Source organism: Companilactobacillus baiquanensis (genome assembly GCF_003946605.1).
Classification (GTDB): domain Bacteria; phylum Bacillota; class Bacilli; order Lactobacillales; family Lactobacillaceae; genus Companilactobacillus; species Companilactobacillus baiquanensis.
Genome location: NZ_RHOQ01000001.1, coordinates 437280 through 459803, shown reverse-complemented (window position 1 = coordinate 459803; position 22524 = coordinate 437280). Strand labels below are relative to the sequence as shown.

The 22524-nt window shown below is 34.3% G+C and carries 19 protein-coding genes; 17 read left to right on the top strand and 2 right to left on the bottom strand.

Annotation, left to right across the window (positions count from 1 at the left end; translation table 11 throughout):
• The first annotated feature begins 74 nt into the window (after nucleotides 1–74).
• Entirely contained in the window at nucleotides 75–953 is an 879-nt protein-coding gene (locus tag EKM77_RS02245; RefSeq protein ID WP_164507691.1) for a DNA-processing protein DprA, read from the top strand.
• A gap of 12 nt (nucleotides 954–965) precedes the next feature.
• Here EKM77_RS02245 and EKM77_RS02240 read toward each other — a convergent pair whose 3' ends face one another.
• On the bottom strand, nucleotides 966–1553 hold the full coding sequence (locus tag EKM77_RS02240; protein WP_125592202.1) for a histidine phosphatase family protein: 588 nt from the start codon (nucleotides 1551–1553) through the stop codon (nucleotides 966–968).
• Nucleotides 1554–1957: 404 nt separating this feature from the next.
• Here EKM77_RS02240 and tyrS point away from each other — a divergent pair, with 404 nt between their 5' ends.
• The 15 genes from tyrS (at nucleotide 1958) to EKM77_RS02165 (ending at nucleotide 19067) form a co-directional block, all read left to right on the top strand.
• Nucleotides 1958–3202, top strand: a complete 1245-nt coding sequence (tyrS, locus tag EKM77_RS02235; RefSeq protein ID WP_125592200.1) for a tyrosine--tRNA ligase — start codon at nucleotides 1958–1960, stop codon at nucleotides 3200–3202.
• Between the two features lie 24 nt (nucleotides 3203–3226).
• Nucleotides 3227–4648, top strand: coding sequence for a Na+/H+ antiporter NhaC family protein (locus EKM77_RS02230; protein ID WP_125592198.1), 1422 nt, complete (start codon nucleotides 3227–3229; stop codon nucleotides 4646–4648).
• 342 nt (nucleotides 4649–4990) lie between these two features.
• The gene (locus EKM77_RS02225) at nucleotides 4991–5932 is read left to right on the top strand and encodes an aspartate carbamoyltransferase catalytic subunit (RefSeq protein WP_125592196.1); all 942 of its coding nucleotides are present in this window, start codon (nucleotides 4991–4993) and stop codon (nucleotides 5930–5932) included.
• Nucleotides 5889–7157 (top strand): dihydroorotase, encoded by a 1269-nt coding sequence (locus EKM77_RS02220; protein ID WP_125592194.1) that lies wholly within the window; start codon nucleotides 5889–5891, stop codon nucleotides 7155–7157. Before EKM77_RS02225 ends, EKM77_RS02220 begins: the two co-directional genes overlap by 44 nt.
• Before the next feature lie 9 nt (nucleotides 7158–7166).
• The gene (pyrF, locus tag EKM77_RS02215; RefSeq protein WP_125592192.1) at nucleotides 7167–7859 is read left to right on the top strand and encodes an orotidine-5'-phosphate decarboxylase; all 693 of its coding nucleotides are present in this window, start codon (nucleotides 7167–7169) and stop codon (nucleotides 7857–7859) included.
• A complete protein-coding gene (gene pyrE / locus EKM77_RS02210; protein WP_125592190.1) occupies nucleotides 7859–8494 on the top strand; it encodes an orotate phosphoribosyltransferase in 636 nt (211 codons plus the stop codon). The genes pyrF and pyrE overlap by 1 nt, the downstream gene beginning before the upstream one ends.
• Nucleotides 8494–9510 (top strand): quinone-dependent dihydroorotate dehydrogenase, encoded by a 1017-nt coding sequence (locus EKM77_RS02205; RefSeq protein ID WP_125592188.1) that lies wholly within the window; start codon nucleotides 8494–8496, stop codon nucleotides 9508–9510. Before pyrE ends, EKM77_RS02205 begins: the two co-directional genes overlap by 1 nt.
• A gap of 194 nt (nucleotides 9511–9704) precedes the next feature.
• A complete protein-coding gene (gene ilvD, locus EKM77_RS02200; protein WP_125592186.1) occupies nucleotides 9705–11411 on the top strand; it encodes a dihydroxy-acid dehydratase in 1707 nt (568 codons plus the stop codon).
• A gap of 21 nt (nucleotides 11412–11432) precedes the next feature.
• The gene (locus tag EKM77_RS02195; protein ID WP_125592184.1) at nucleotides 11433–11786 is read left to right on the top strand and encodes a metal-sulfur cluster assembly factor; all 354 of its coding nucleotides are present in this window, start codon (nucleotides 11433–11435) and stop codon (nucleotides 11784–11786) included.
• 77 nt (nucleotides 11787–11863) lie between these two features.
• A complete protein-coding gene (locus tag EKM77_RS02190) occupies nucleotides 11864–13231 on the top strand; it encodes an NAD-dependent succinate-semialdehyde dehydrogenase (protein WP_125592182.1) in 1368 nt (455 codons plus the stop codon).
• Nucleotides 13232–13351: 120 nt separating this feature from the next.
• Nucleotides 13352–13693 carry a PadR family transcriptional regulator gene (locus tag EKM77_RS02185; RefSeq protein WP_125592710.1) on the top strand — a complete coding sequence of 114 codons (342 nt, stop codon included), beginning with the start codon at nucleotides 13352–13354 and terminating at the stop codon, nucleotides 13691–13693.
• Between the two features lie 2 nt (nucleotides 13694–13695).
• A complete protein-coding gene (locus tag EKM77_RS02180) occupies nucleotides 13696–15075 on the top strand; it encodes a DUF4097 family beta strand repeat-containing protein (protein WP_125592180.1) in 1380 nt (459 codons plus the stop codon).
• 141 nt (nucleotides 15076–15216) lie between these two features.
• Nucleotides 15217–16728: a YfcC family protein gene (locus EKM77_RS02175; RefSeq protein WP_125592178.1), complete on the top strand. Its 1512-nt coding sequence runs from the start codon at nucleotides 15217–15219 to the stop codon at nucleotides 16726–16728.
• Between the two features lie 167 nt (nucleotides 16729–16895).
• Complete coding sequence (gene aroA, locus EKM77_RS02170) at nucleotides 16896–18194, top strand: 3-phosphoshikimate 1-carboxyvinyltransferase (protein ID WP_125592176.1); 1299 nt, start codon at nucleotides 16896–16898, stop codon at nucleotides 18192–18194.
• A 39-nt stretch (nucleotides 18195–18233) separates the two neighbouring features.
• Nucleotides 18234–19067, top strand: coding sequence for a Cof-type HAD-IIB family hydrolase (locus EKM77_RS02165; protein ID WP_125592174.1), 834 nt, complete (start codon nucleotides 18234–18236; stop codon nucleotides 19065–19067).
• 167 nt (nucleotides 19068–19234) lie between these two features.
• Here EKM77_RS02165 and EKM77_RS02160 read toward each other — a convergent pair whose 3' ends face one another.
• Nucleotides 19235–20578, bottom strand: a complete 1344-nt coding sequence (locus EKM77_RS02160; RefSeq protein WP_125592172.1) for a uracil-xanthine permease family protein — start codon at nucleotides 20576–20578, stop codon at nucleotides 19235–19237.
• 698 nt (nucleotides 20579–21276) lie between these two features.
• Here EKM77_RS02160 and EKM77_RS02155 point away from each other — a divergent pair.
• Nucleotides 21277–22482, top strand: a complete 1206-nt coding sequence (locus EKM77_RS02155; RefSeq protein ID WP_125592709.1) for a NupC/NupG family nucleoside CNT transporter — start codon at nucleotides 21277–21279, stop codon at nucleotides 22480–22482.
• The last annotated feature ends 42 nt before the right edge of the window (nucleotides 22483–22524 follow it).

Below are 22524 nucleotides of genomic sequence, written 5' to 3'. Positions count from 1 at the left end.
ATATTCTCTTGTTTTTTTTATGGGAAATTCCAAAAATTTACGAAATTTAGTTTAAATACTAAATGGAGTCGATTATGGATAAGTTAACGATATTGATCTTAAGTTTATTGTCATTTAAGGGAATCGGAAATCAGACTGTTTTAAATTATTTAGATGAATCAAAAAACCATCGAAAAGACTTTTCTTTTACGGAACTAAGGACGACCAAGATAAAAAAGATCCAGAAACTAATAGTAAACAAAACTATTACCAATAAATCGTGGCCAAAAATTAATCAAAATAGTTCCAAAAAACTTAGTGATAGTTTGTCCAAAAAAATTCAGATAATAAATTGTCTTGATAATGAGTATCCTCAGAGATTGAAGAAAATTTCAAATCGCCCTGTTTTGCTTTATTTAAAGGGTAATAAGAAGTTATTGAACGCTAATAAAATAATTACGATGGTCGGGACGAGAACGCCTTCTGTAACTAGTCAAATTTGGACAGAAAAAATAATAACTGATTTGTCAGATGAGTACGTTGTTATTAGTGGACTGGCTCGAGGAATTGATACGATAGTTCATCAAGCGGTAGTCACTAATAAAAGATCCACCATTGCCGTATTAGCACATGGATTAGATATGCCAATCTATCCTTATGAAAATAAAGATCTCGCCCTAGAAATTTTAAAAGCAGAAGGATTATTAATTTCAACATATCCCAACGGTACTAAGGTTTATCCACATAATTTAGTAGCCAGAGACGAATGGCAGAGTGCGTTGAGTGATGGCTTGATCGTAGCTGAAACGGGAATTCATAGTGGGACGACTAATACTATTAATTTTTCGATCAAGCATCAGAAAAAAATAATGATCTTTGATGATAAAAAATTAGAGGGTAATCAGCATTTCTTGTCCAAAGGGATGTTCTCGGTTAAAAATACTTTAGAAATAAAAAGAGCCATGTCCCAATAGACATGACTTTCATTATTTAAGCTTTGAGTAGTCGTGATTAACAACTTCTTCAAGATTATATTTGTTATCTTCAAAAGTATATTTCAAAATACTGCAGTTAGTAAAACCACTTCTTAGAACTTCAATTGAGTCGTTCCATTGGTTGTTGAATGACAAAATGGAAACGTAGTGACTGACAACCAATACATTGTTAACATCTTGGTTCATAATGTCGTTTAGTTCCTTTGTTACACGTTTTTGAACGTTTAGCATATCTTCTCCGCCATATTGAACAAAAGCGTCATTGAAGAGCTCGTAGTGGGATTTGATAGGGTTTAATTTAGTGTTTTCACCCTCGAATAATCCAAAATACATTTCTTTTAAGCCTTTACGACGTTCGTAAGGCATATCTGTGATAAGTTCCAAAGTATCACTTGCACGTTCTGATGTTGAAGAATAGGCAGCATCAAAAGTAATATTATTATCTTCGTAGTATTTCTTTGCCACTTTAGCTTGGTTAAAACCAAGTTCTGTTAGTGGTGCATCAGACCATCCTTGCATCTTTCCTCGTTCATTAAAGATGGTTTGACCATGGCGCATTAAATATAGAGTCTTTTTCATACATAACTTCCTCATGATTTTTTTGTACTTATAAGATTGTAAAGGATTTATGATTTGAATTAAAGTGACAACGACTATTTTAATTTATTTACAATTTTTTTAAGAAAACTACTTGCAAAAAATATATTGTCTGCTAGTATCATATACATAAATTAAATTTCAGCTTCACAAAAAGTAATCATTTATCTGGGTGTTCAGAGAATTGACGGTTGGTGCGAGTCATGCAGGATAAATTGATAAAATACCTAGCTGAAATTTCGTGTCCGACGTTACAGGAGTAAAGAGCAAATAGATCAGTCTATTTGAATTTGGGTGGTACCGCGCAAAAAGCGTCCCTGCATATAATTGCAGGGGCGCTTTTTTTATTCCCAGTAATCCGGACAAAATAATAGGAGGATATTTAAATGAACATTATTGATGAACTTTCATGGCGTGGTCTGATCAACCAACAATCTGATGAAGAGGGCTTAAGAAAGTTAGTCGACGAGAAAGACATTTCACTTTATTGTGGTATGGATCCAACTGGAGACTCAATGCATATCGGTCACTTATTACCATTCATGACTTTAAAACGTTTTGGTGATATGGGACATCATCCGTATATTGTTATCGGTGGAGCTACTGGTTCAATTGGTGATCCAAGTGGTAAAAAAGCTGAACGACCAATGCAAACAATGGACCAAGTTAATCACAATGTTGAAGCACTTAGCAATCAAGCTAAGAAAATCTTTAAAGACTTCACAATGGTTAACAATTACGACTGGACAGAACCAATTGGTATTTTAGATTTTCTTCGCGATTATGGGAAGTTATTTAATGTTAATACTATGCTTAATAAAGAAATTATTTCAAGTCGTTTGGAAGCAGGTATTTCCTTTACAGAATTTACTTATCAAATCCTACAATCATTGGACTTCCTAACACTTTATAGACAACACGATATTCAACTACAAGTTGGTGGTGGTGACCAATGGGGTAATCTTACAGCTGGATTGGATCTTATTCATAAAGCTGAAGGCCAAGATGCCAAAGTTTATGCTTTGACAATTCCATTACTACTTAAAGCTGATGGTACAAAATTTGGTAAGACCGCTGGTGGGGCAGTTTGGTTAGATGCTGAAAAAACATCGCCTTATGAATTCTATCAATTTTGGTTCAACCAAGATGATAAAGACGTCATTAATCTTCTTAAGAAATTTACTTTCTTAAATCAAGATGAAATCGCAGCTTTAGCACAAAAAGTTAAAACAGAACCAGAGAAACGTGTTGCACAAAGAACTTTGGCAGAAGAAGTTACTAAGTTTGTTCACGGAGAAGAAGCACTTAAAACAGCAGAAAAAATTACTGATGTACTATTCTCAGGTGAAATACAAGCTCTAACGACAGATGAAGTTGCACAAGCCTTTCACGGTGTACCAAGTGAAGAGATCTCTTCTGAAGAGATTAATTTGGTCGACTTATTAATTGCTGCAAATGTTGATAAATCAAAGCGCCAAGCACGTGAAGATATTCAAAATGGGGCAATTAGAATCAATGGGGAAAGATTAACTGATACTACAGAAATGATCGATCCTAAAAAATCGTTTGATGGCAAATACATCGTTATCCGTCGCGGAAAGAAAAAGTACTTCTTAGCCAAAATTAAATAAATTTAATTTAAGGCGATGAACGAAATGGAAAAGAAAAATAGACTAAGTGTTTTAGAGAGTATCATTATTATGTTGGTTATGTTTGGAATTTTAGGAACTATGATGATCAAGTTCAAAATGACTCCTCAAGTTCCAATATTGTTAACATTTACCTTGTTGTTGTTTTATGGAAAATTTCGAGGATTTAGTTGGAACGAATTACAAGATGGAATCATTAATGGTGTAAAACCAGGTATCATACCGATGATTATTTTCGTTATGATTGGTGTATTAGTTGCTTCATGGCTGATCTCTGGAGTTATCCCAACTATTATGGTTTACGGTCTTGAGATTTTAAATCCGACATTCTTCTTGTTTACAGTTTTTGTAAGTTGTTGTTTAGTTGGAGTTATTGTTGGTAGTTCATTTACAACTATTTCTACACTAGGAATTGTTTTTATGGGTATTGGTCAAGTTATGGGGATTGATACTGTTTTGACAGCCGGCTCAATTGTTTCTGGTTCTTTATTTGGTAATAACATGTCACCACTTTCTGGAACAACTAATTTATCGACTGGTATTGCCGGAGTTGATAACGTCTTTACACATATCAGAACTATTTCTCATACTGCATTGATAGCTGCTGTAATTACTGGAATTATTTTCTTATTTGTTGGTCATACAAGTGCCCAAGTAAATATGAGTTCAGTACATCATATTATTAATGCTTTACAAGCTAATTTCTTCGTATCACCGATCATGCTCTTACCAATTGTAGTTTTGATCACGTGCGCGTTTTTGCAGGTCCCAGCTATTCCAACTCTTTTAAGTGGCTCACTAACAGCGATAATTATGGATGTTGCAATTAATCACACATCATTTAGTACGATCAGTAATGTGATCATGAAGGGCTTTGTATTAAAATCACCTGACAAACATATCAATGCCATTGTCAGTGGTGGTGGTGTTTCAAGTATGCTTGATAGTATCTCTTTGATCTTAGTTGCTCTAACACTTGGTGGTGTCTTATTAAAACTTGGTGTTGTTGATAATCTAATTGGTAAACTTAGATCTAGTGTTAATACACCAGGTAAAGTTATTGCCGCTTCAATGTTAAGTGCCATTGGTGTTAATTTCTTAGTTGGTGAACAATACATTTCAATTATTCTTCCAGGAACTACTTTCCGTAAAAACTTCGAGGATCTTGGTATCGAACCACAATACTTATCACGTGTCTTAGCTAGTGGTGGTGCAGATATTAACGCTTTAGTACCTTGGGGTGTTAGTGGTATCTTTATTTCCGGAATACTTGGTGTTAGTCCAGTTCATTTCATTCCATTTGCCTTTTACGTTTGGTTAAATCCATTGCTAACAGTAATATTTGCCTTTGTCTTTGGTAAAAATTACTTCAAATCTACTGATTCAAAAAAAGTTGCTTCTAAAAATTTAGTTTTGGATGCTAAATAATATTCACTTATAAAAAAGATATTATTTATCGACATTAAGCTTGATATAGCAATCTTTTAAATCAATTAAATCTTAAATAAAATCTGAAAAAACTTGACGTTATCGTGAAACTAACTTATATTATTTTCAACGAAAACTTTTAAACAAGTCCTGTGAGGCTTGGAAGGTTCAACACGTCATGCGTAAACTTCCTCTCCTTGTGGGTAGGAAGTTTTTTGTTTACTTAATAAAAAAATAAAAGGAACTTTTAATCAGATCCAGTGAGGTCTCAAAGGTCAAGTGGCGTATTCTACCTTTGGGACAACTACATCTGTAGGTGTCCTTTTTTATTGGAGGAAAACAATGAAAAATATACTTTCTATGTCACAACTATCAAACGAAGAAATTTTTGACCTGATCAATTTAGCGATGGATTTTAAATCGGGTAAGGTTCAATCTAATTGCGATAATAAATTTGCAATGAATTTATTTTTTGAAGACAGCACAAGAACTAATACAAGTTTTCAAGTCGCAGAAGCAAAATTAGGAATAAAACAAATTGATTTTGATGCTAGACATTCATCCGTCAACAAAGGTGAATCATTGTACGATACGATTAAAACAGTTGAGAGTATGGGGGTAAATTTAGCCGTTATTCGTCATAAAAAAGATAAATTTTATGAAGAACTGTTAGGTAAAAACTTAAAGATCCATTTGATCAACGCCGGAGACGGTACTGGCCAACATCCCTCACAATCACTTTTAGATCTGATGACTATTTACGAACGATTTGGTTATTTTGAAGGATTGAAAGTTGGTATCATTGGAGACTTAAAACATTCAAGAGTAGCACACTCTGATGCACAAGCATTAACTAATCTAGGTGCTGAAGTAAACTTTGGCGGTTTAAATGATTGGTATAGCGATGAATTTAAGGCAATCGGTCCACATATGGAAGTTGATGAACTTTGCCAAGAAATGGATATTGTAATGTTGTTAAGAGTACAGCACGAAAGATTAGCTGATGATGAAAATCAAAACTTTTCTAAAGAATCCTACTTTAAACAATTTGGTATCGATATGAGGCGAGTAGAGATGATGAAAGCTGATACAATGATTATGCACCCAGCACCAATTAATAGAGGAGTAGAAATTGCTGATGATGTAGTTGAGTGTGGTAAGTCATATATCTTTAAACAAATGGAAAATGGTGTCTACATGCGAATGGCAATGATCGAATCCTTACTTGGAGGAAAACAATTTGACAACGATCCTGATCAAGAACGCGAATTTGTTTTACGCTAAACATTTAAATAAAAGTGATCTTTTAATTAAAGATGGCAAAATTTTTAAAATTGCTGAAGTTATTAATGAACAGGCTGATCGAGTAATTGATGCCAAAAATAATTTAGTAGCACCAGGGTTGATCGATGTACATGTTCATTTTAGAGAACCTGGACAAGTCCATAAAGAAACGATTGCAACTGGCTCAAGAGCGGCTGCTCACGGAGGATTCACGACTGTTTTTGCAATGCCTAATGTAACTCCTGTTCCAGATAATAGTGATGATTTCAAAAATCAATTAGAGTTAAATAAACAATCGGTTATTAAAACTTTGCAATATGCACCTGTAACAAAGGAAGAGACAACCGATGAACTTAGTCCAATTGAAGATCTAGCAAAACTTGGCGCGATAGCATTTTCAAACGATGGTCATGGAATAAATAATGCTAAAACTATGTTTGATGCAATGCAGCGCATTAAAGCAGTTAATAGTCACTTGGCCGCACATGTTGAAGATCAAAATCTATTCAATAAAGGTGTCATCAACGCTGGACCTGCAGCTGTTGAATTAGGTCTTCCAGCAATTGAAAGAGTTTCCGAAACTTCTCAACTAGCTAGAGATTTGATCTTAGCTAAGGAAACAGGGGTTCATTATCATGTTTGTCATTTATCGACTGCTGATGGTGTCAAGATGATTCAGATTGCTAAAAATGCCGGAATAAATGTAACTTGTGAAGTCACACCACACCACTTATTGTTAAGTGACAATAATATTGTTGAGGATGATGCTAATTTTAAGATGAATCCTCCATTGAGAAGTGAATTAGACCGTAGAGCATTGATAGATGGTTTATTAGATGGCACGATCGATATGATCGCAACAGATCATGCGCCACATGCTGAATCTGAGAAAAACCAAGGATTTCTAAAAAGTGCTTTTGGAATTACAGGGATAGAAACATCATTTCCATTGATGTATAGCCGTTTTGTCAAGACAAGTTTGATGAGTTTGGAACAATTGTTAGAATTGATGACTATTAAACCAGCGCAAACTTTTGGCCTATCAGCTGGAGAAATTAAAATTGGAGCAAATGCTGATTTAACAATTATAGATTTGAATAAAAATTATCAAATTAAAAAAGAAGATTTTATTTCCAAGGGAGTTAATAGTCCATTCTTGGGACAAGACGTATATGGACAAGTACAAAAGACCTTTGTTAATGGTCGTGAAGTGTATTCAATTTAGGAGGAAAAAATGTCAAAGCCAGTTATAGTAGCGTTAGATTTTGCAGATGATTTTGAATGTATTGAATTTTTAAGCCAGTTTCCTAAGGATACGGACTTATTTGTAAAAATAGGATTGGAAATGTTTTGCCAATTTGGATATCCATTTGTAAGAAGTTTAAGAAATCGTGGATATAAAATATTTTTGGATTTGAAATTACATGATATTCCTAATACTGTAAAAAGAACTTGTGAAATGATTGCTAAATGGGATGTTCAAATGTTAACCGTTCATGGTAGTGGTGGTGCTGAAATGATTGCAGCTGCCAAAAAGGGACTTGAAGGTTCACAAACTAATCTTTTAGCAGTAACTCAATTAACATCTTTGGGTCAAAAAGAATTATCAGATGAGTTGATGATTCCACTGAAATCTCAAGATTACGTTACACATTTAGCAAAATTGGCCTTTGATAATGGTGCTGACGGGGTTATTTCTTCAGCACTTGAAGTTCCAATGATCAAAGAAGTTACCGATAAGGACTTTCTCTGTGTTACACCTGGTATTCGTCCTAAAACTGCCCAAGTTGGTGATCAAAAACGTGTTGCCACACCTAGTGAAGCAAGAAATTTAGGTAGTGATGCAATTGTTGTCGGAAGACCGATCACACAAGCAGAAAACGGCTTTGTAGCCTATCAAAATATTTGTCAGGAGTGGAATAAATAATGAATAAATCAGTAGCATATCAAACAGCCAGTAAACTATTAGAGATCAAAGCGATAACCTTAAATGCTAAAACTCCCTTTGTTTGGGCAAGTGGAATCAAAGCACCAATATATACCGATAATCGTTTGACCATTTCATATCCAAATTTTAGACAACAAATAGCTAAAGATTTAGCTGACTTGATCAAAAATAATTATCCTGATGCCGAAGTGATCGGTGGTGTAGCAACAGCAGGTATTCCTCATGCTACTGGTGTTTCCAATATCTTGAATCTGCCACTCAATTATGTACGTTCAAAACCTAAGGATCATGGTAAAAATAGCCAAATAGAAGGACGCTGTAAACCAGGCGATAAAGTTGTCTTAATTGATGATCTGATCTCTACTGGTGGAAGTATCTTAAAAGCTGTTAAAGCAGTTCGTGATGCAGGTGCAGAAGTTATCGGAACGGTCGCTATTTTTTCATATAACTTACCAGAAAGTAAAGTCAATTTTGAAAACGCTAAAACTAAACTTCTTACTTTAACGAATTATCCAACCATGATCGAAGTAGCAAATGAAAAAGATTACGTTGAAGAAAAAGATATGGAATTGTTGAAAAAATGGTATCAAGACCCTGAAGGATGGTGTAAATAATGGATTGGTATAAAGTTGCTCGTCCCATGATATTTGCCATTGATCCTGAAGTAGATCATAGACTTGTTGGTAGTGGACTTAAGATCTTCAATGATCATCCTAAATTTTTAAAGAAATTATTTTATACGCGTAAGCGTGAGGTTTTGAAAGTTAAAATAAAAAATGTAACTTTTGATTCACCGATTGGAATTGCGGCTGGCTTTGATAAAAAAGCTGAATTTTATAATAGTCTGGGAGCATTAGGTGCTGGTTTTGTTGAAATTGGCAGTGTGACGAGACATCCCCAAAAAGGTAATCCTAAGAAGCGTGTTTTTAGATTGACTGAAGACCAAGGTATCATTAACCGAATGGGATTAAATAATGTTGGTATTGAAGAAACTAAAAGCCGTTTAAAAAATCATCCCGCTCAAACTAAATTAGGTATCAGTATTGCACCTGGTCATGGTTTAGAGAGTGATGAAATGATTCAGGAAATGATCGGAGATGTAAGAGATATTCATGAATATGCTGACTACATTGCCTTGAATTTAAGTTGTCCAAATCAAGTCGGAGTTACTGTTTTACAACAACTAGAAGTTTTAAGACCTTTATTAAAAGGTATCAGCCAATTAGAAATTGATGAACCTATTTTTTGTAAATTTGGCAACGATATTGATGTTGAAGAATTGAAACATAATTTGCATGAAGTAGAAGGATTGTTTGATGGCGTTATTTTATCTAACTGCTCAACCAAACGCGATAACCTGATCTCACATAATCAAGTAGAAAAAGGTGGATTAAGCGGCAAACCGATTTTTGCACGTTCAATGTTTTTAACTAAGCAGATACATGCAGAATTTCCTGACATGCCAATTATTTATTCAGGTGGAGTGTTCACACCAGAAGATGCACAATTAGCTTTAAAAACTGGAGCAAGTTTAGTCGAAGTTTATTCTGGATTTATTTATAACGGTCCAGAAATGATTGAAAAAATTAATCGTCACTTGTCTGAACAGATATTATTAGAAAAAATTTAATACCGACGAAGTCGGTATTTTTTTTATTCTAATTTTTCTAGTTGATTATTAGAAAGGTATATTAGGGAATATACTAAGTTTTCAACTAATTGCAAATTTGATATTTTGACCAATAAATCTGTGCTAGAATTACGATAAATTATAATTATATTAACTTGATGTAATTTAATTTAATCATAGAGGAAGTGTTTATTGTGACAAACGAACAATCAAAAAAGGATCTTAGAATCAGAAGTCACGTATACGACGGTATGGTTAAGTCGCCAAATCGTGCTTTAATGCGTGCTACTGGTATGAAAGATGAGGATTTTGAGAAACCGATTGTAGGTGTAATTAGCACTTGGGCTGAAAATACACCTTGTAATATGCATTTAAGAGGCTTAGGTGAATTAGCAAAAGAAGGTGTCATTACTGCTGGTGGTTGGCCAGTTCAATTTGTAACAATTACAGTTTCTGATGGTATTTCAATGGGTACTCCAGGGATGAGCTATTCATTACCTTCAAGAGATATTATTGCGGATTCAGTTGAAGCTGCGGTTAGAGGGCATAATTGTGATGCACTTGTTACTGTCGGTGGATGTGATAAAAATATGCCTGGAAGTATGATTGCAATCGCCAATGCTGAAATTCCAGCAATCTTTGTCTATGGAGGAACAATTTCTCCTGGTAATTTAGATGGTAAAGATATTGACTTGGTTTCTGTTTTTGAAGCAGTTGGTAAGTGGAATCATGGAGATGTTAGTGCACAAGAAGTACGAGATATTGAATGTAATTCCTGTCCTGGACCTGGTGGTTGTGGTGGTATGTACACAGCCAATACGATGGCATCAGCAATTGAAGCAATGGGGATGAGCTTACCAGGATCTGCTTCACACCCAGCTACTACAGAAGCTAAAAAGAAAGATGTAGAAGCAGCCGGAGAAGCTGTCTTAAAATTACTTGAAAAAGGTATTTATCCTAAAGATATTATGACTCGTGATGCTTTTGAGAATGCAATCACTGTTGTTATGGCTTTAGGTGGTTCAACTAATTCTGTTTTGCATTTATTAGCAATGGCGCATGCTGCCAATGTTGAATTAACAATTGATGATTTTAATACGATTCAAAAGAGAGTTCCTCATATTGCTGATTTAAAGCCAAGTGGACAATATGTATTTCAGGATCTATATAATGCCGGTGGTGTTTCAGCTGTTATGAAATTGTTATACGAAAATGGATATTTACATGGTGATTGCCTAACTGTAACTGGTAAAACAGTTGCGGAAAATTTAAAGGACGTTGAGGATTTAAAATCTGGGCAAAAAGTTATCATGCCTTTAGATCACCCTAAACGTAAAGACGGTCCTTTAATAATTTTACATGGTAATTTAGCTCCAGAAGGAGCAGTTGCCAAAGTATCGGGATTAAAAACTAGACGTCATGTTGGACCAGCCAAGGTCTTTAATAATGAAGAAGATGCTATTGAAGCAGTTTTAGCTGATAAAGTCGTCGATGGTGATGTTTTAGTGGTTCGTTATGTTGGACCAAAAGGTGGTCCTGGAATGCCCGAGATGTTGTCTCTTTCAGGTATTTTAGTTGGTAAAGGTCAAGATGAATCGGTTGCTTTATTAACTGATGGAAGATTTTCTGGTGGGTCGCACGGCTTTGTTGTTGGACATATTGCACCTGAAGCTCAAGATGGCGGACCAATTGCTTATCTAAAAGATGGCGATGAAGTTGTCATTGATCAGGATACTCGAGAGATCACGGTAGATATTTCGAGTGAAGAATTTGAAAAGCGTAAAAATGAAACAGTGATCCCTCCACTATATTCAAGAGGTGTACTAGGTAAATACGCACATCTTGTTTCCAGTTCATCCAAAGGTGCTATCACTGATTTTTGGAACCGAGACGATAAATAATTTATAAAGGTGTTTGGTTATATGAGAGAAGATATAAAATTAAACGATCAGGCTGCTTTAGTTAGTGATCAGATGATCGAAAAATTTGAAAAAATAATTGAACCAGAAATAGGATTAGATATTTATAATTTAGGATTCATTTATGAAATAAATTTAAATGAAGAAGGTCACTGTAATGTCGTGATAACTTTTTCAGAGGTTGGTTGCGCTTGTATTGGTGAGGTTCCAGTAGCAATTAAGCAGTCATTAAAGGAAATCGAAGGAATAAATGATGTATCTGTTGATGTTGTTTGGAGTCCAGCTTGGCAAATGACACGTATCAGCCGTTTAGGTCGAATAACTTTGGGGATCAGTCCCAAAGGGGCAGTAAGGTAAAGTTATAAAATACCTAATGAATTGACAAAGATCGTTAAAAAACGTATCTTGAAATCGATTACTAAAGGAGGCATTTTATGACTTATAAAGCGATTAACCCATTTGATGGAAAGTTAATTAGAGAGTTTCCCAATGCGACTGATCTAGAAGTTGAACGAGCATTGGAAAATGCTCACGAATTTTATATGGATGCGAAACATCAACCCATTTTAGAAAGAGAAAAGAATCTAAAAAAGATTGCTGATGAATTAAGGGTCAATACTGATTATTATGCCAAAATTTTAACTCTTAATATGGGTAAACTTTTTGAAGAATCGCAACAAGAAGTCATTAAAACAGCTGAATTTGCTGAATACTATGCTCAGAATGGGGATTCTTTATTAAAAAATCAGCCATATGAAATAGATAATAATTATGCTTATGTTGAATATGATTCAATAGGTGCAATTATGGCGGTTGAACCATGGAATTTTCCATTTATGCAAGTTATGAGAGTTTTTGCGCCTAATTATATAATTGGTAATCCAACTATTCTAAAACATGCTAGTATTGTGCCAGAAGCCGCACAAGCCTTTGAAGAGGCGCTTATCAAAGCAGACTTACCAATTGGAGCGTTTAAAAATCTCTTTATTAGTTATGATCAAGTAAATCGTATTATTGCTGATCCTAGAGTTCAAGGAGTGGCCTTAACTGGTTCTGAAAGAGCTGGAATGACATTGGCTGCTGAAGCTGGGAGAAATTTAAAGAAATCAACGATGGAATTAGGCGGAACAGATGTCTTGATAGTTTTAGATGATGCCGATCTAAAATTAGCAATTAAAAATGCTATATCAGCACGTTTAGGCAATGCCGGTCAAGCCTGTACTTCTGCAAAACGCTTTATAGTAAATCAAAAAGTTTATAATGACTTTATTGAAGGTATTAGTGCTGAATTTGCCAAGAGAAGGATAGGAGATCCGCTAGACTTAAATACCACCTTGGCACCACTATCGTCCAAGTCAGCCCAAGAGAAATTAAAGAAACAAGTTGATGATGCTATTTCTGGAGGATCAAAAGTAATTTGGGGAGATAACAATAAAATAAGTGGTCCGGGTGCCAGCTTTAATCCTTTGATAATTTCAGGAATGACACCTGATAATCCCATGTATGACCAAGAATTATTTGGGCCAGTAGCTCAAGTGTTATCTGTTAAAGATGATATTGAAGCTATTAAGATAGCTAACTATTCCAATTATGGTTTAGGTGGAGCTATTTATTCGACAGATGTAGAACGAGCTCAAAGTTTAGCTAGACATATTGAAACGGGAATGGTTGCGATAAATCAAGTCATGACTTCACATGCAGAAATTCCCTTTGGCGGAGTTAAGAAATCAGGCTATGGTCGTGAATTAAGTGATTTGGGAATAAAAGAGTTCGCAAATGCCAAAACCATATTGTATAAATAATTTGAATAAAAAGACGAGTAATCTCAAAGGATTGCTCGTCTTTTTTACTCTATTGAAATAATTACTTTGACACACACAGTAGTTGGTGATACATTGTATTTATTGAAAGGAAGATATTTTATGAAGCCGATAATTTCCAAAGATATAATTCGTGGACATACAACTACGATCGTTTTGAACATCCTTAGTCAAGGCGATAGTTACGGATATGAGATAGCCAAAATGATCAAAAAATTAAGTCATGAATCATATGAATTAAATGAAGCTACTTTGTATACAGTTTTTAGGCGCTTAGAAAAAAACGATGATATTGAAAGTTATTGGGGTGATGAAAGCCAAGGTGGCAGACGAAAATATTACAAAATCACTCAAAAGGGCATTGAGACTTTAAATAATAATGTTAAAGAATGGAATTTTGCCAAACACGTTATTGACGACTTAATTCTTGGAAGGATCAATTAATTATGAATAATGAAATTAGAGAACTTGTAAAAAAACAATTATCAACAATATTTGAAGATTATCCTGATACGGTAGATATTCATGAACTAGCTGAAGAATTACAATCTGACTTAGTAGCTGCGGCCGAAGATAAGGTCAGTGAAGGTCAAACAATCGAAAATGCGGTCAAAGAGTCGTTTAATGAATTTGGCGATATTACTGAACTTATCGATGATGTCATGGCCGATGATTCTGAAAATGAATCAACACAAGATCATGGACACAGAATTGATATTAACCAATCAGGGATTACGATCGATGGCGGCGATAAATTAAAAATTGATAAAACAGGGATGTTTATCAATGAAGGAAAATCATTTAGAGCTGATGGGACAGGCGTTTCAATTGGTGACGGGAAAATTTTTAAAGCTGATGAGAATGGTGTTAAAGTTGGCAATATGACTATTGACGGGCGTGGGATAAATTTTGAACAAAATGAAGACAAAGTGCGCGATACATTTTCAAAATTTGATGAACAATTTGATCATAATGTGGATACTGAAGTTTATGTGGAGACTTTGAATTTAGTAAATGAGCAGGAATTCACAATTGATGACGTTCAAAGATTAGATATTTCCTATGATTCGGCTACCGTGAGAGTTTTGCCTATCAATGGTGACAAAATTATTTTAAGAGAGTATATGTCTCGTAATAATCCTGATTATTTTGCTAAATCGTCCTTTGGATCAGAAACACTTAGAATCACACAAGGACGTTATCCTCGTTTTCTACATTTGAAAGTTAGAGTACAAATATTGATACCTAATAATTTCAAACATGATTTGAGAATATCTAATACTTCTGGTCTACTATATTTGAACAATATTTCAGGATTGCGCACGGTTAAAACGATTATAAATAGTGGTAACGGTTATTTTAATAATATATCCGTAGAAAATTTGTCTATAAATGCTCATTCAGGTAGGATCAAAATGGAAAATGTTAAGTCTAATAACGTTTTACAATTATTAGCACATAGCGGATCTATTAGAATCGATAATGTATTAGGTGGAAAGTTTGAAATAAAGGCACATTCTGGTTCCATTCGTGGAGAAGGCCTAGGTGGAAGTGGCACAGTGATCACACATTCGGGTGCGGTTTCGTTGAATGTCACGGAACTTACAGGTGATATAATTGCGGAATCAAATAGTGGTGCAGTCAAATTGACCATGTTTCCTAATGATTACTACTTTGATTTACAGTCAAATAATGGAGTCGTTAAAGCTCCAGAAAATTCTATTTTTAAACATGATACTTTTAGTTTTAAAGATGGACATGTTGGAAATGATCCCAAATATACGATAAAGGGAAAAACAACTTCTGGTGTAGTTAAGCTATACTGATAGTCATTATTTTTTTGTTCATATTATCAAATAAATACACATAAAATTAAAAATAATTAAAAAAATTCTAATTTGATATTGTAATTTGTAAGAAATAAACGTATCCTTAGTATCATTCTACAAGATAAGGGGAGATAGTTTATGCAGGAAACAAAAAGTAAATGGCATATGCCTTCGGCATTTACCATATTGTTTATCCTAATAATTCTTGTAGCAATTTTAACCTGGATCATTCCAGCTGGAGAATATGCTACTACTAAGGCGGGCAATGTTATTGCCGGGACTTACCGAAGCCGAAGTAGCAGTCCTCAAGGACTATGGGACATTTTTGAAGCTCCCATAAACGGAATGATCGGAACAAAAACAACTGATGGAGCAATTCCCGTATCACTTTATATTTTGGTTATTGGTGGTGTTTTAGGAGTTGTTAATAGAACTAATACTTTTGCAGACGGAATTGGCTCTGCGGCTAAAAAGTATAAAGGTAGAGAAAAATATTTAATTCCATTTTTAATGACGTTATTTGCTTTAGGCGGGACGGTTTTTGGTATGGGCGAGGAAACTATTGCCTTTGTCCCAATTGTTATTCCTATTATGTTGAGCGTTGGGTATGATACTATTACGGCTATTTCGATCACTTTGATCGGATCTCAAATTGGATGTATGGGTTCAACAGTTAACCCATTTGCGACAGGTGTAGCATCTGATACGATCCATATTTCGTTAGGACAAGGAATTTTGCCTCGGGTCGTATTTTTAATATTATCTTTAATAATCGGTATTATTTATGTCATGCGTTATGCCGCAAAAGTAAAAAATAAACCAGATCAATCGTTAGTTTACGAACGTTACAAGAAGGATCTTGACGAATTTGTTTCATCAAGCGATGTTGAGGTCACTGAATTAACCAAGAGACAAAAGTGGGTTTTGTTTGCTTTTATAATGACCTTTGTAATTATGATCATCGGTCTTGTTCCTTGGGCTACATTAAATCCTAAATGGACATTTTTTGCAGATTTTCTAAAATGGCTGAATAGTATGCCATTTATTGGCTCTTTTGTTGGACGTGATATGGTTCCTTTTGGAACATGGGGCTTTGTTGAGATCACTACTTTGATTTTCTTTGCGTCACTTGTTATCAAGGCTATTTATCAAATGAAGGAAGCAGACTTTATTGATGCATTTATGGGTGGTGTGAGAGACTTCGTTGAAGTAGCAATGATCGTGGCTATTGCTCGTGGTATTCAAGTTATTATGAATAATGGCTATATTTCAGCAACTATCCTTCACGCCGGTGAAGTTGGTCTACACGGATTGTCATCGTCTGTTTTCATTATCTTGACATACATTTTTTATATTCCTATGTCATTCTTGATTCCTTCAAGTTCTGGTTTAGCCGTTTCAACAATGGGTATTATCGGACCTATTGGTAGATTCTCTGGTGTTCCAGGATCGACTGTGGTAACCGCATATCAAATTGCTTCAGGTTTAGTAAATCTCATTACTCCGACGTCAGCAATTGTTATGGGATCGCTAGCACTAGGTCATGTTGGTATTGTTACTTGGTTTAAATATATTTGGAAATTATTATTGATTTTCATTGTCTTCACGTGTATCTTTTTGGCATTTTGTACAATTTTTAATTTCCAATAATGACAACATCACGACTAGAATCATTAGTTGTGATGTTTTTTTATTTTATAAAAGTGCTAAAAATTTGTTTTATAGAAGGAAATTGGTTAGTTTAGAGTTAATAAGTATTTTGATAAATCAAATTAATAAGAAAGGAAAGGACTTAGTTTCCTTGAAAAGTTGGTAAAATGTTTAACTTTAATACGCAACCTAAAAAATATTCACTAAATGGTGAAATAACTGTTCCTGGAGATAAGAGTATTGCTCACCGAGCTATTATGTTTGGTTCTTTAGCAAAGGGAGTAACTCAGCTTAGTAACTTTTCTTTCTCTGAAGATTTGGCAACAACGGCCCGAACTTTTAAAGAATTAGGTGCGAAAATTCATTCTGAACCTAGCACTAAGAGTATGGTCATAAAAGGAACAAATCATCAATTTAAGCCAACTGACAAACCTTTAGAGATACATAATGTAGGTGAACTAGAAAGTTTATTACTAGGTGTTTTAGCATCTGTACCACAGGAATATATTATTGATGGAGGAGAATTCTTAAAAAATCGTCCTCAAAGTAGTACCTTATCGTTCTTACATCAAATGGGGGTACAGTATAACCAAGTGTCAGATGAGGCTTTACCTTTAAAGATATTAGGAAGTACCGAATTAAATGGGATAACTTATCAGCAAGAGATCTCAAGTGCACAAATCAAAAGCAGTTTAATTTTGGCTGGACTATATGCCAAGTCTAAAACTACGATTATTCGTAAGATACCTACGAGAGATCATACTGAAGTTTTGGCTAACTATTTTGGAGCGGGAATTGATATGAACTCTAAAATAATTACAATTGATCCTAAAAAAACAAAATTAAAGGGAAAGAGTCTTAATATTCCTGGTGATTTTTCATCGGCATCGTTTTATCTGGTCGGAGCAATGTTATCAAAGGACAGTCAAATCACCTTAAGAAAAGTTGGATTAAATCCTACTAGGATCGGACTTTTAGATGTTATCAAGCAAATGGGTGGAAAAATAGATATTAGTAATCGTGTAGATAATATTGAACCATATGGCGATTTAACAGTCGGTACTCAATCGCTTCATGGAACTACTATAACTGCTGAACAAGTTCCAACGATTATAGATGAAATACCTCTGATTGCTTTGATTGCTTCACAAGCAACCGGAAGAACTATTATTGAAGAAGTACAAGATGTCTATCTTCAAAATAGTGAACGAGTTAGAATTATGCGGACCGAACTAGCTAAGTTAGGAATTATTATGCAAATAAATGCTGACTCGATCGTGATAGAAGGAAATCAGCAGATCAAAGTTAAAGATGACGTAGATAGTCATAAAGATCACCGAATCGCAATGATGCTTGTGATAGCTTCTAATTTAACTACAACTCCATTCCAAATTAAAAATATTGAGGCGATCGATGTCTCATATCCTAATTTCATTTCCGATTTGAAGCGACTAGTTAATTTTTAAAGTTCCACAATGTAAGTAAATTATGTAAGGGGTCACTGAATGATTAAGTTTATAGGAACTGATTTGGATGGTACTTTGTTAAATAGTAATTGTGAAATATCAAGTGAAAATATTAGTATCATCAAAAAAGCAGTAGATACAGGTATTAAATTTGCCGTTTGTTCAGGAAGAACTTTGTATTCAGTTAACGATTATTTTTCAAAAGATCTTAAAGTTGATGGATATCAGGTCGTTTTGAACGGTGCGGTAATTGTTGATCCCAAAGGCAATAAAATTGCAGATAATCCAATCGATAAAGAGATCGTTGAAGCAATCTTTAATAAAATGGAATTTAGTAATTTTAAAGTTGTTTTAGATGGATTGAATAGTTCATATATTTATTATCCAGATGATTACCCTTTGCCTGAATTTAATGAAATAGATGACCATCATTTTTTAGCTGAAAATTTTAAAAAGCTTCGAGAAGTGAATGAGAGTGATGATTTTAAAATATATAAAGTTTGTTTCAATACACCACCTGAACGCCTACCTGAATTAAATAAAAAATTAGAGTCTTTGACGTCTTTAGAAGTAACAATTAGTCGCGCAAGTAAAGATTCTTTTGAGATCAATGCTTTAGATGTCTCCAAACTTTCTGCGTTACAGCAAATATCTGAACTTGAAAATATTCCAGTTACTGATTTTATGTGTTTTGGTGATTACGGAAATGATTTAGAAATGATTAAAAATGTTGGTTATGGTGTTGCCATGGGTAATGCCATTGATTTATTAAAAAAAGAATCGTGGAAGATCACTAAAACAAATAATGATAATGGCGTTTCATTTATGATCGATCGAGTTTTAAAAGGCGAATTCAATAAAAACAGAGCGTGACATAAGGCGGTTAGAGACCGAGCATATCCTAGAATATCGAATAATTGTGTACTTTCAATTGTTCGATATTTGTAGATAAGCGGAGGTCTCTGTCTTATGTCACGCGTTTCAATAAAAAGGACTAGTAATCAATGATTACTAGCCCTTTTTTTAGTGAAGATGATAATTTAAGCTGCTTCAGTCTTAGAAATTGCTTCTTTAACGTTTGGCATTAAAAGATTTAATAAGATTGCCGAAACTGCAGCAATAGCAATTGGAGAGCCTAGCAAGTACTGTAATAATTGTGGTGCTTGTTTAACGACTGACTGGGGTAGTAATACGAGGGCCAGTGTCAAAATGATTGGTAGTCCAATAATGTAAATATCACGATCAGTAGTGTGCAGACTTCTAATAACGTTTAATCCGTTCAACATAATAGTCACACAGATAATTGCAAAAACGCCTCCAATAACTGGTGCTGGGATAGCTGCTAGAAAGGCAGACAACTTACTAAAAAATCCTAAAATAGTGAACCAAACTCCAGCAAATAAAAAGACACGTTTACTGGCAACTCCGGTAATAGAAATAATTCCCGCATTAGTTGAATAGCCCGTGACAGGAGTCGTACCTAATAATGATGCAATCAGACAACTGAATCCTTCACCGATTATTCCCATATTCCATTGCTTTTTACTTATTTTGTGATTTGTAACAGCTCCCATGGCAAACCAAGTACCAGTGGTTTCCGTTGTAATGACAGCGTAGATAATGATAAAAGTTATGATGGCAGAAGCAGAAAAATGAATTCCATAGTGAAAGACAGTTCTTTGTGGAAGACTAAACCATGCCGCTTTTGAAACTGTTTCCCAGTCGAAAATGCCCATCATTGTTGAAGCAATAGTTCCAACGGCCAATGCTAAAATAATTGAGCCAGTTCTAAAGAATCTTCTGACGTTTGGAAAACGCATACTAATGCCAACCGCAACTAAAAGGGTTAGCGCAGTTATTGAAGCTAAAATAATATTGTTATTTATATTGCCAGATGCTTTAAAAATATTATCGTTCAAAGCTGAAGGTATCAATGATAATCCTACACAAGTAATTATGGTTCCACCAACTAAGGCAGGGACTAACTTGCTAATGATTTTTTGAAATATACCCGTGGTACCCATAATTATTAAAATAATCGATCCTACTAACAATGCACCAACTAAGTTTCCCATACCATTATTAATTCCACCAGAAGCAAGTACAACACCCGCAGCGGCTCCTAAAGGTACGAATGAGGGACCTTGTGATACTGGCATTTTCATAAAGAAGTATGTTTGCAAAATGGTACCAATTCCAGCAGCTAGAAAAGTAGATTGCAGTAAGCCCATTTGATCCGATAAACCCATGGACATCATACCAGCTAAAATTATTGGTGGAACGTATATATCCATCGCTAAGACATGTTGCAAGCCTAGAAATCCTGACTCAACAATACCAACTTTGTCATCAGGTCCTACTAAAAGATTACTTTTATTTTCCATAATTTTCTCCCTCAAAATAATTACAATGAAACTAAAAAATCGGACAAAACAAATTAAACGATTGCCTGATCTTAGGTAGATCTAGTCGCAGTTTGCTTGACCGATTTATAATCCGATTCATACGCGAGTATATGGAAAATACACGTGATAACATTGGGTGCAAAATCCGCCTTGTCAAACAACGCTAAAGGATCAAACAAATCCTCAAAAACGATTTGATAGGTGATAATCTGACACTTCCTTAAATATAATAGTTAATAGGTTAACATGTATGAAAAATATAATAAAGGCTAAAATGTTCGTGATTTAGCTCTATTTAGCTTTTTTAATTAAATTAATGGCTGTAATATAACGTAAACGTATATTTTCAAATTAATATTAAACATTCATTAGATAAAAATTAATGTGCAATGCATTACACCCATAAAAAATATTAATCCAATTTTTTCTTTAAATCTTATTAAGACAGTGTTTGTATTTTTTTTGAATAAAAAAATACTTTACATTGATAAGTTTAATAGATATATTATAAGAAATTTCAAATAATTTTGAAGTTTAATTACTTATCTGTCTGGAAGATGAATAAACTCTAATATATTTATTTTAATATAATATTATTTGACGATTTAATTCAGTTAATAATGATGTTATATAAATTCTTGGAGTTATCTATTAAAAAAGGGGTTAATAAAATGGGTATGTACCTAATAATCAATATTATAGGTCTAGTTATTTTTCTTGCCATTGGCTTTTTGTTCTCTAAAGATAGAAGAGCAATTCAATGGAAGTCAATTGCAATCATGGTTGTATTGAACTTGGTATTGGCATGGTTTTTGACAAGTTTTGGGGTCGGTCGTGCGATTGTTTCAGGCGCTGCTGACGGTTTTAATTGGTTAGTTCAAGTGGCATATGTCGGAATTGAATTTGCATTGCCAAGTTGGGTTCATGTAAAGCAAATGGACTTTGTAACTAGCGCGTTATTACCAATTTTACTAATTGTTCCATTGTTCGATATTTTGACATATATAGGGGTATTACCATTCATTATTAAATGGATCGGTAAAGGGTTATCCTTTATTACTGGACAACCTAAGTTTGAATCATTCTTTGCAGTAGAAATGATGTTCTTAGGAAATACAGAAGCTTTGGCTGTTTCGAGTTTACAGTTGAAGCAAATGAAAGCACAACGTAATGTTACCTTGGCTATGATGTCAATGAGTTGTGTAACTGCTTCAATTATCGGTGCGTACATTCAAATGATGCCGGGGAGATTTGTTTTAACGGCAATACCGATTAATATTATTAATGCAATTATTGTGACTAGTCTATTAAATCCAGTGACTGTCACACCAGAAGAAGACACAATTGCCAAACTTAGTGGTGAAGGTGAAAGTGGCAAGAAAGAACCCTTCTTTTCATTTTTAGGTGATTCTATTCTTGGAGCCGGTAAATTGATTTTGATTATTGCCGCAAACGTTATTGCCTTTGTTGCTCTAGCAGCACTAATTGATAAAATCTTGCAATTAGTTAATCCGTGGTTAACTTTGGAACACATCTTAGGAATCATCATGTATCCTTTTGCTTGGTTGTTAGGATTAAATAGTAATGATTCATTCCAAATGGCTCAATATATGGGTACGAAACTTGTAACCAATGAATTTGTCGTTATGGGTAAAGTAACCAGTATTGTAAATAAATTTGATCCGCATTTTAAAGCAGTCTTAACCGTCTTTATTACATCATTCGCTAACTTCTCAACATTGGGAATGATTATTGGATGCTTTAAAGGTATCGTTGATAAAGAAAAAAATAATGTAATTTCAAAGAACGTTGGTTATATGTTACTATCAGGAATTTTAGTTTCATTATTATCAGCCGCATTTGTCGGACTATTCGTTTGGTAAAATGAGACTGGCATCTTCCAGACATAAAAAAAGTGCAAATCT

Bases quoted from the DNA above. Each gene is read 5' to 3' on its own strand.
- EKM77_RS02245 (WP_164507691.1), top strand. From the start codon at position 75: ATGGATAAGTTAACGATATTGATCTTAAGTTTATTGTCATTTAAGGGA.
- EKM77_RS02240 (WP_125592202.1), bottom strand. From the start codon at position 1,553: ATGAAAAAGACTCTATATTTAATGCGCCATGGTCAAACCATCTTTAAT.
- tyrS (WP_125592200.1), top strand. From the start codon at position 1,958: ATGAACATTATTGATGAACTTTCATGGCGTGGTCTGATCAACCAACAA.
- EKM77_RS02230 (WP_125592198.1), top strand. From the start codon at position 3,227: ATGGAAAAGAAAAATAGACTAAGTGTTTTAGAGAGTATCATTATTATG.
- EKM77_RS02225 (WP_125592196.1), top strand. From the start codon at position 4,991: ATGAAAAATATACTTTCTATGTCACAACTATCAAACGAAGAAATTTTT.
- pyrF (WP_125592192.1), top strand. From the start codon at position 7,167: ATGTCAAAGCCAGTTATAGTAGCGTTAGATTTTGCAGATGATTTTGAA.
- pyrE (WP_125592190.1), top strand. From the start codon at position 7,859: ATGAATAAATCAGTAGCATATCAAACAGCCAGTAAACTATTAGAGATC.
- EKM77_RS02205 (WP_125592188.1), top strand. From the start codon at position 8,494: ATGGATTGGTATAAAGTTGCTCGTCCCATGATATTTGCCATTGATCCT.
- EKM77_RS02195 (WP_125592184.1), top strand. From the start codon at position 11,433: ATGAGAGAAGATATAAAATTAAACGATCAGGCTGCTTTAGTTAGTGAT.
- EKM77_RS02190 (WP_125592182.1), top strand. From the start codon at position 11,864: ATGACTTATAAAGCGATTAACCCATTTGATGGAAAGTTAATTAGAGAG.
- EKM77_RS02185 (WP_125592710.1), top strand. From the start codon at position 13,352: ATGAAGCCGATAATTTCCAAAGATATAATTCGTGGACATACAACTACG.
- EKM77_RS02180 (WP_125592180.1), top strand. From the start codon at position 13,696: ATGAATAATGAAATTAGAGAACTTGTAAAAAAACAATTATCAACAATA.
- EKM77_RS02175 (WP_125592178.1), top strand. From the start codon at position 15,217: ATGCAGGAAACAAAAAGTAAATGGCATATGCCTTCGGCATTTACCATA.
- aroA (WP_125592176.1), top strand. From the start codon at position 16,896: ATGTTTAACTTTAATACGCAACCTAAAAAATATTCACTAAATGGTGAA.
- EKM77_RS02165 (WP_125592174.1), top strand. From the start codon at position 18,234: ATGATTAAGTTTATAGGAACTGATTTGGATGGTACTTTGTTAAATAGT.
- EKM77_RS02160 (WP_125592172.1), bottom strand. From the start codon at position 20,578: ATGGAAAATAAAAGTAATCTTTTAGTAGGACCTGATGACAAAGTTGGT.
- EKM77_RS02155 (WP_125592709.1), top strand. From the start codon at position 21,277: ATGTACCTAATAATCAATATTATAGGTCTAGTTATTTTTCTTGCCATT.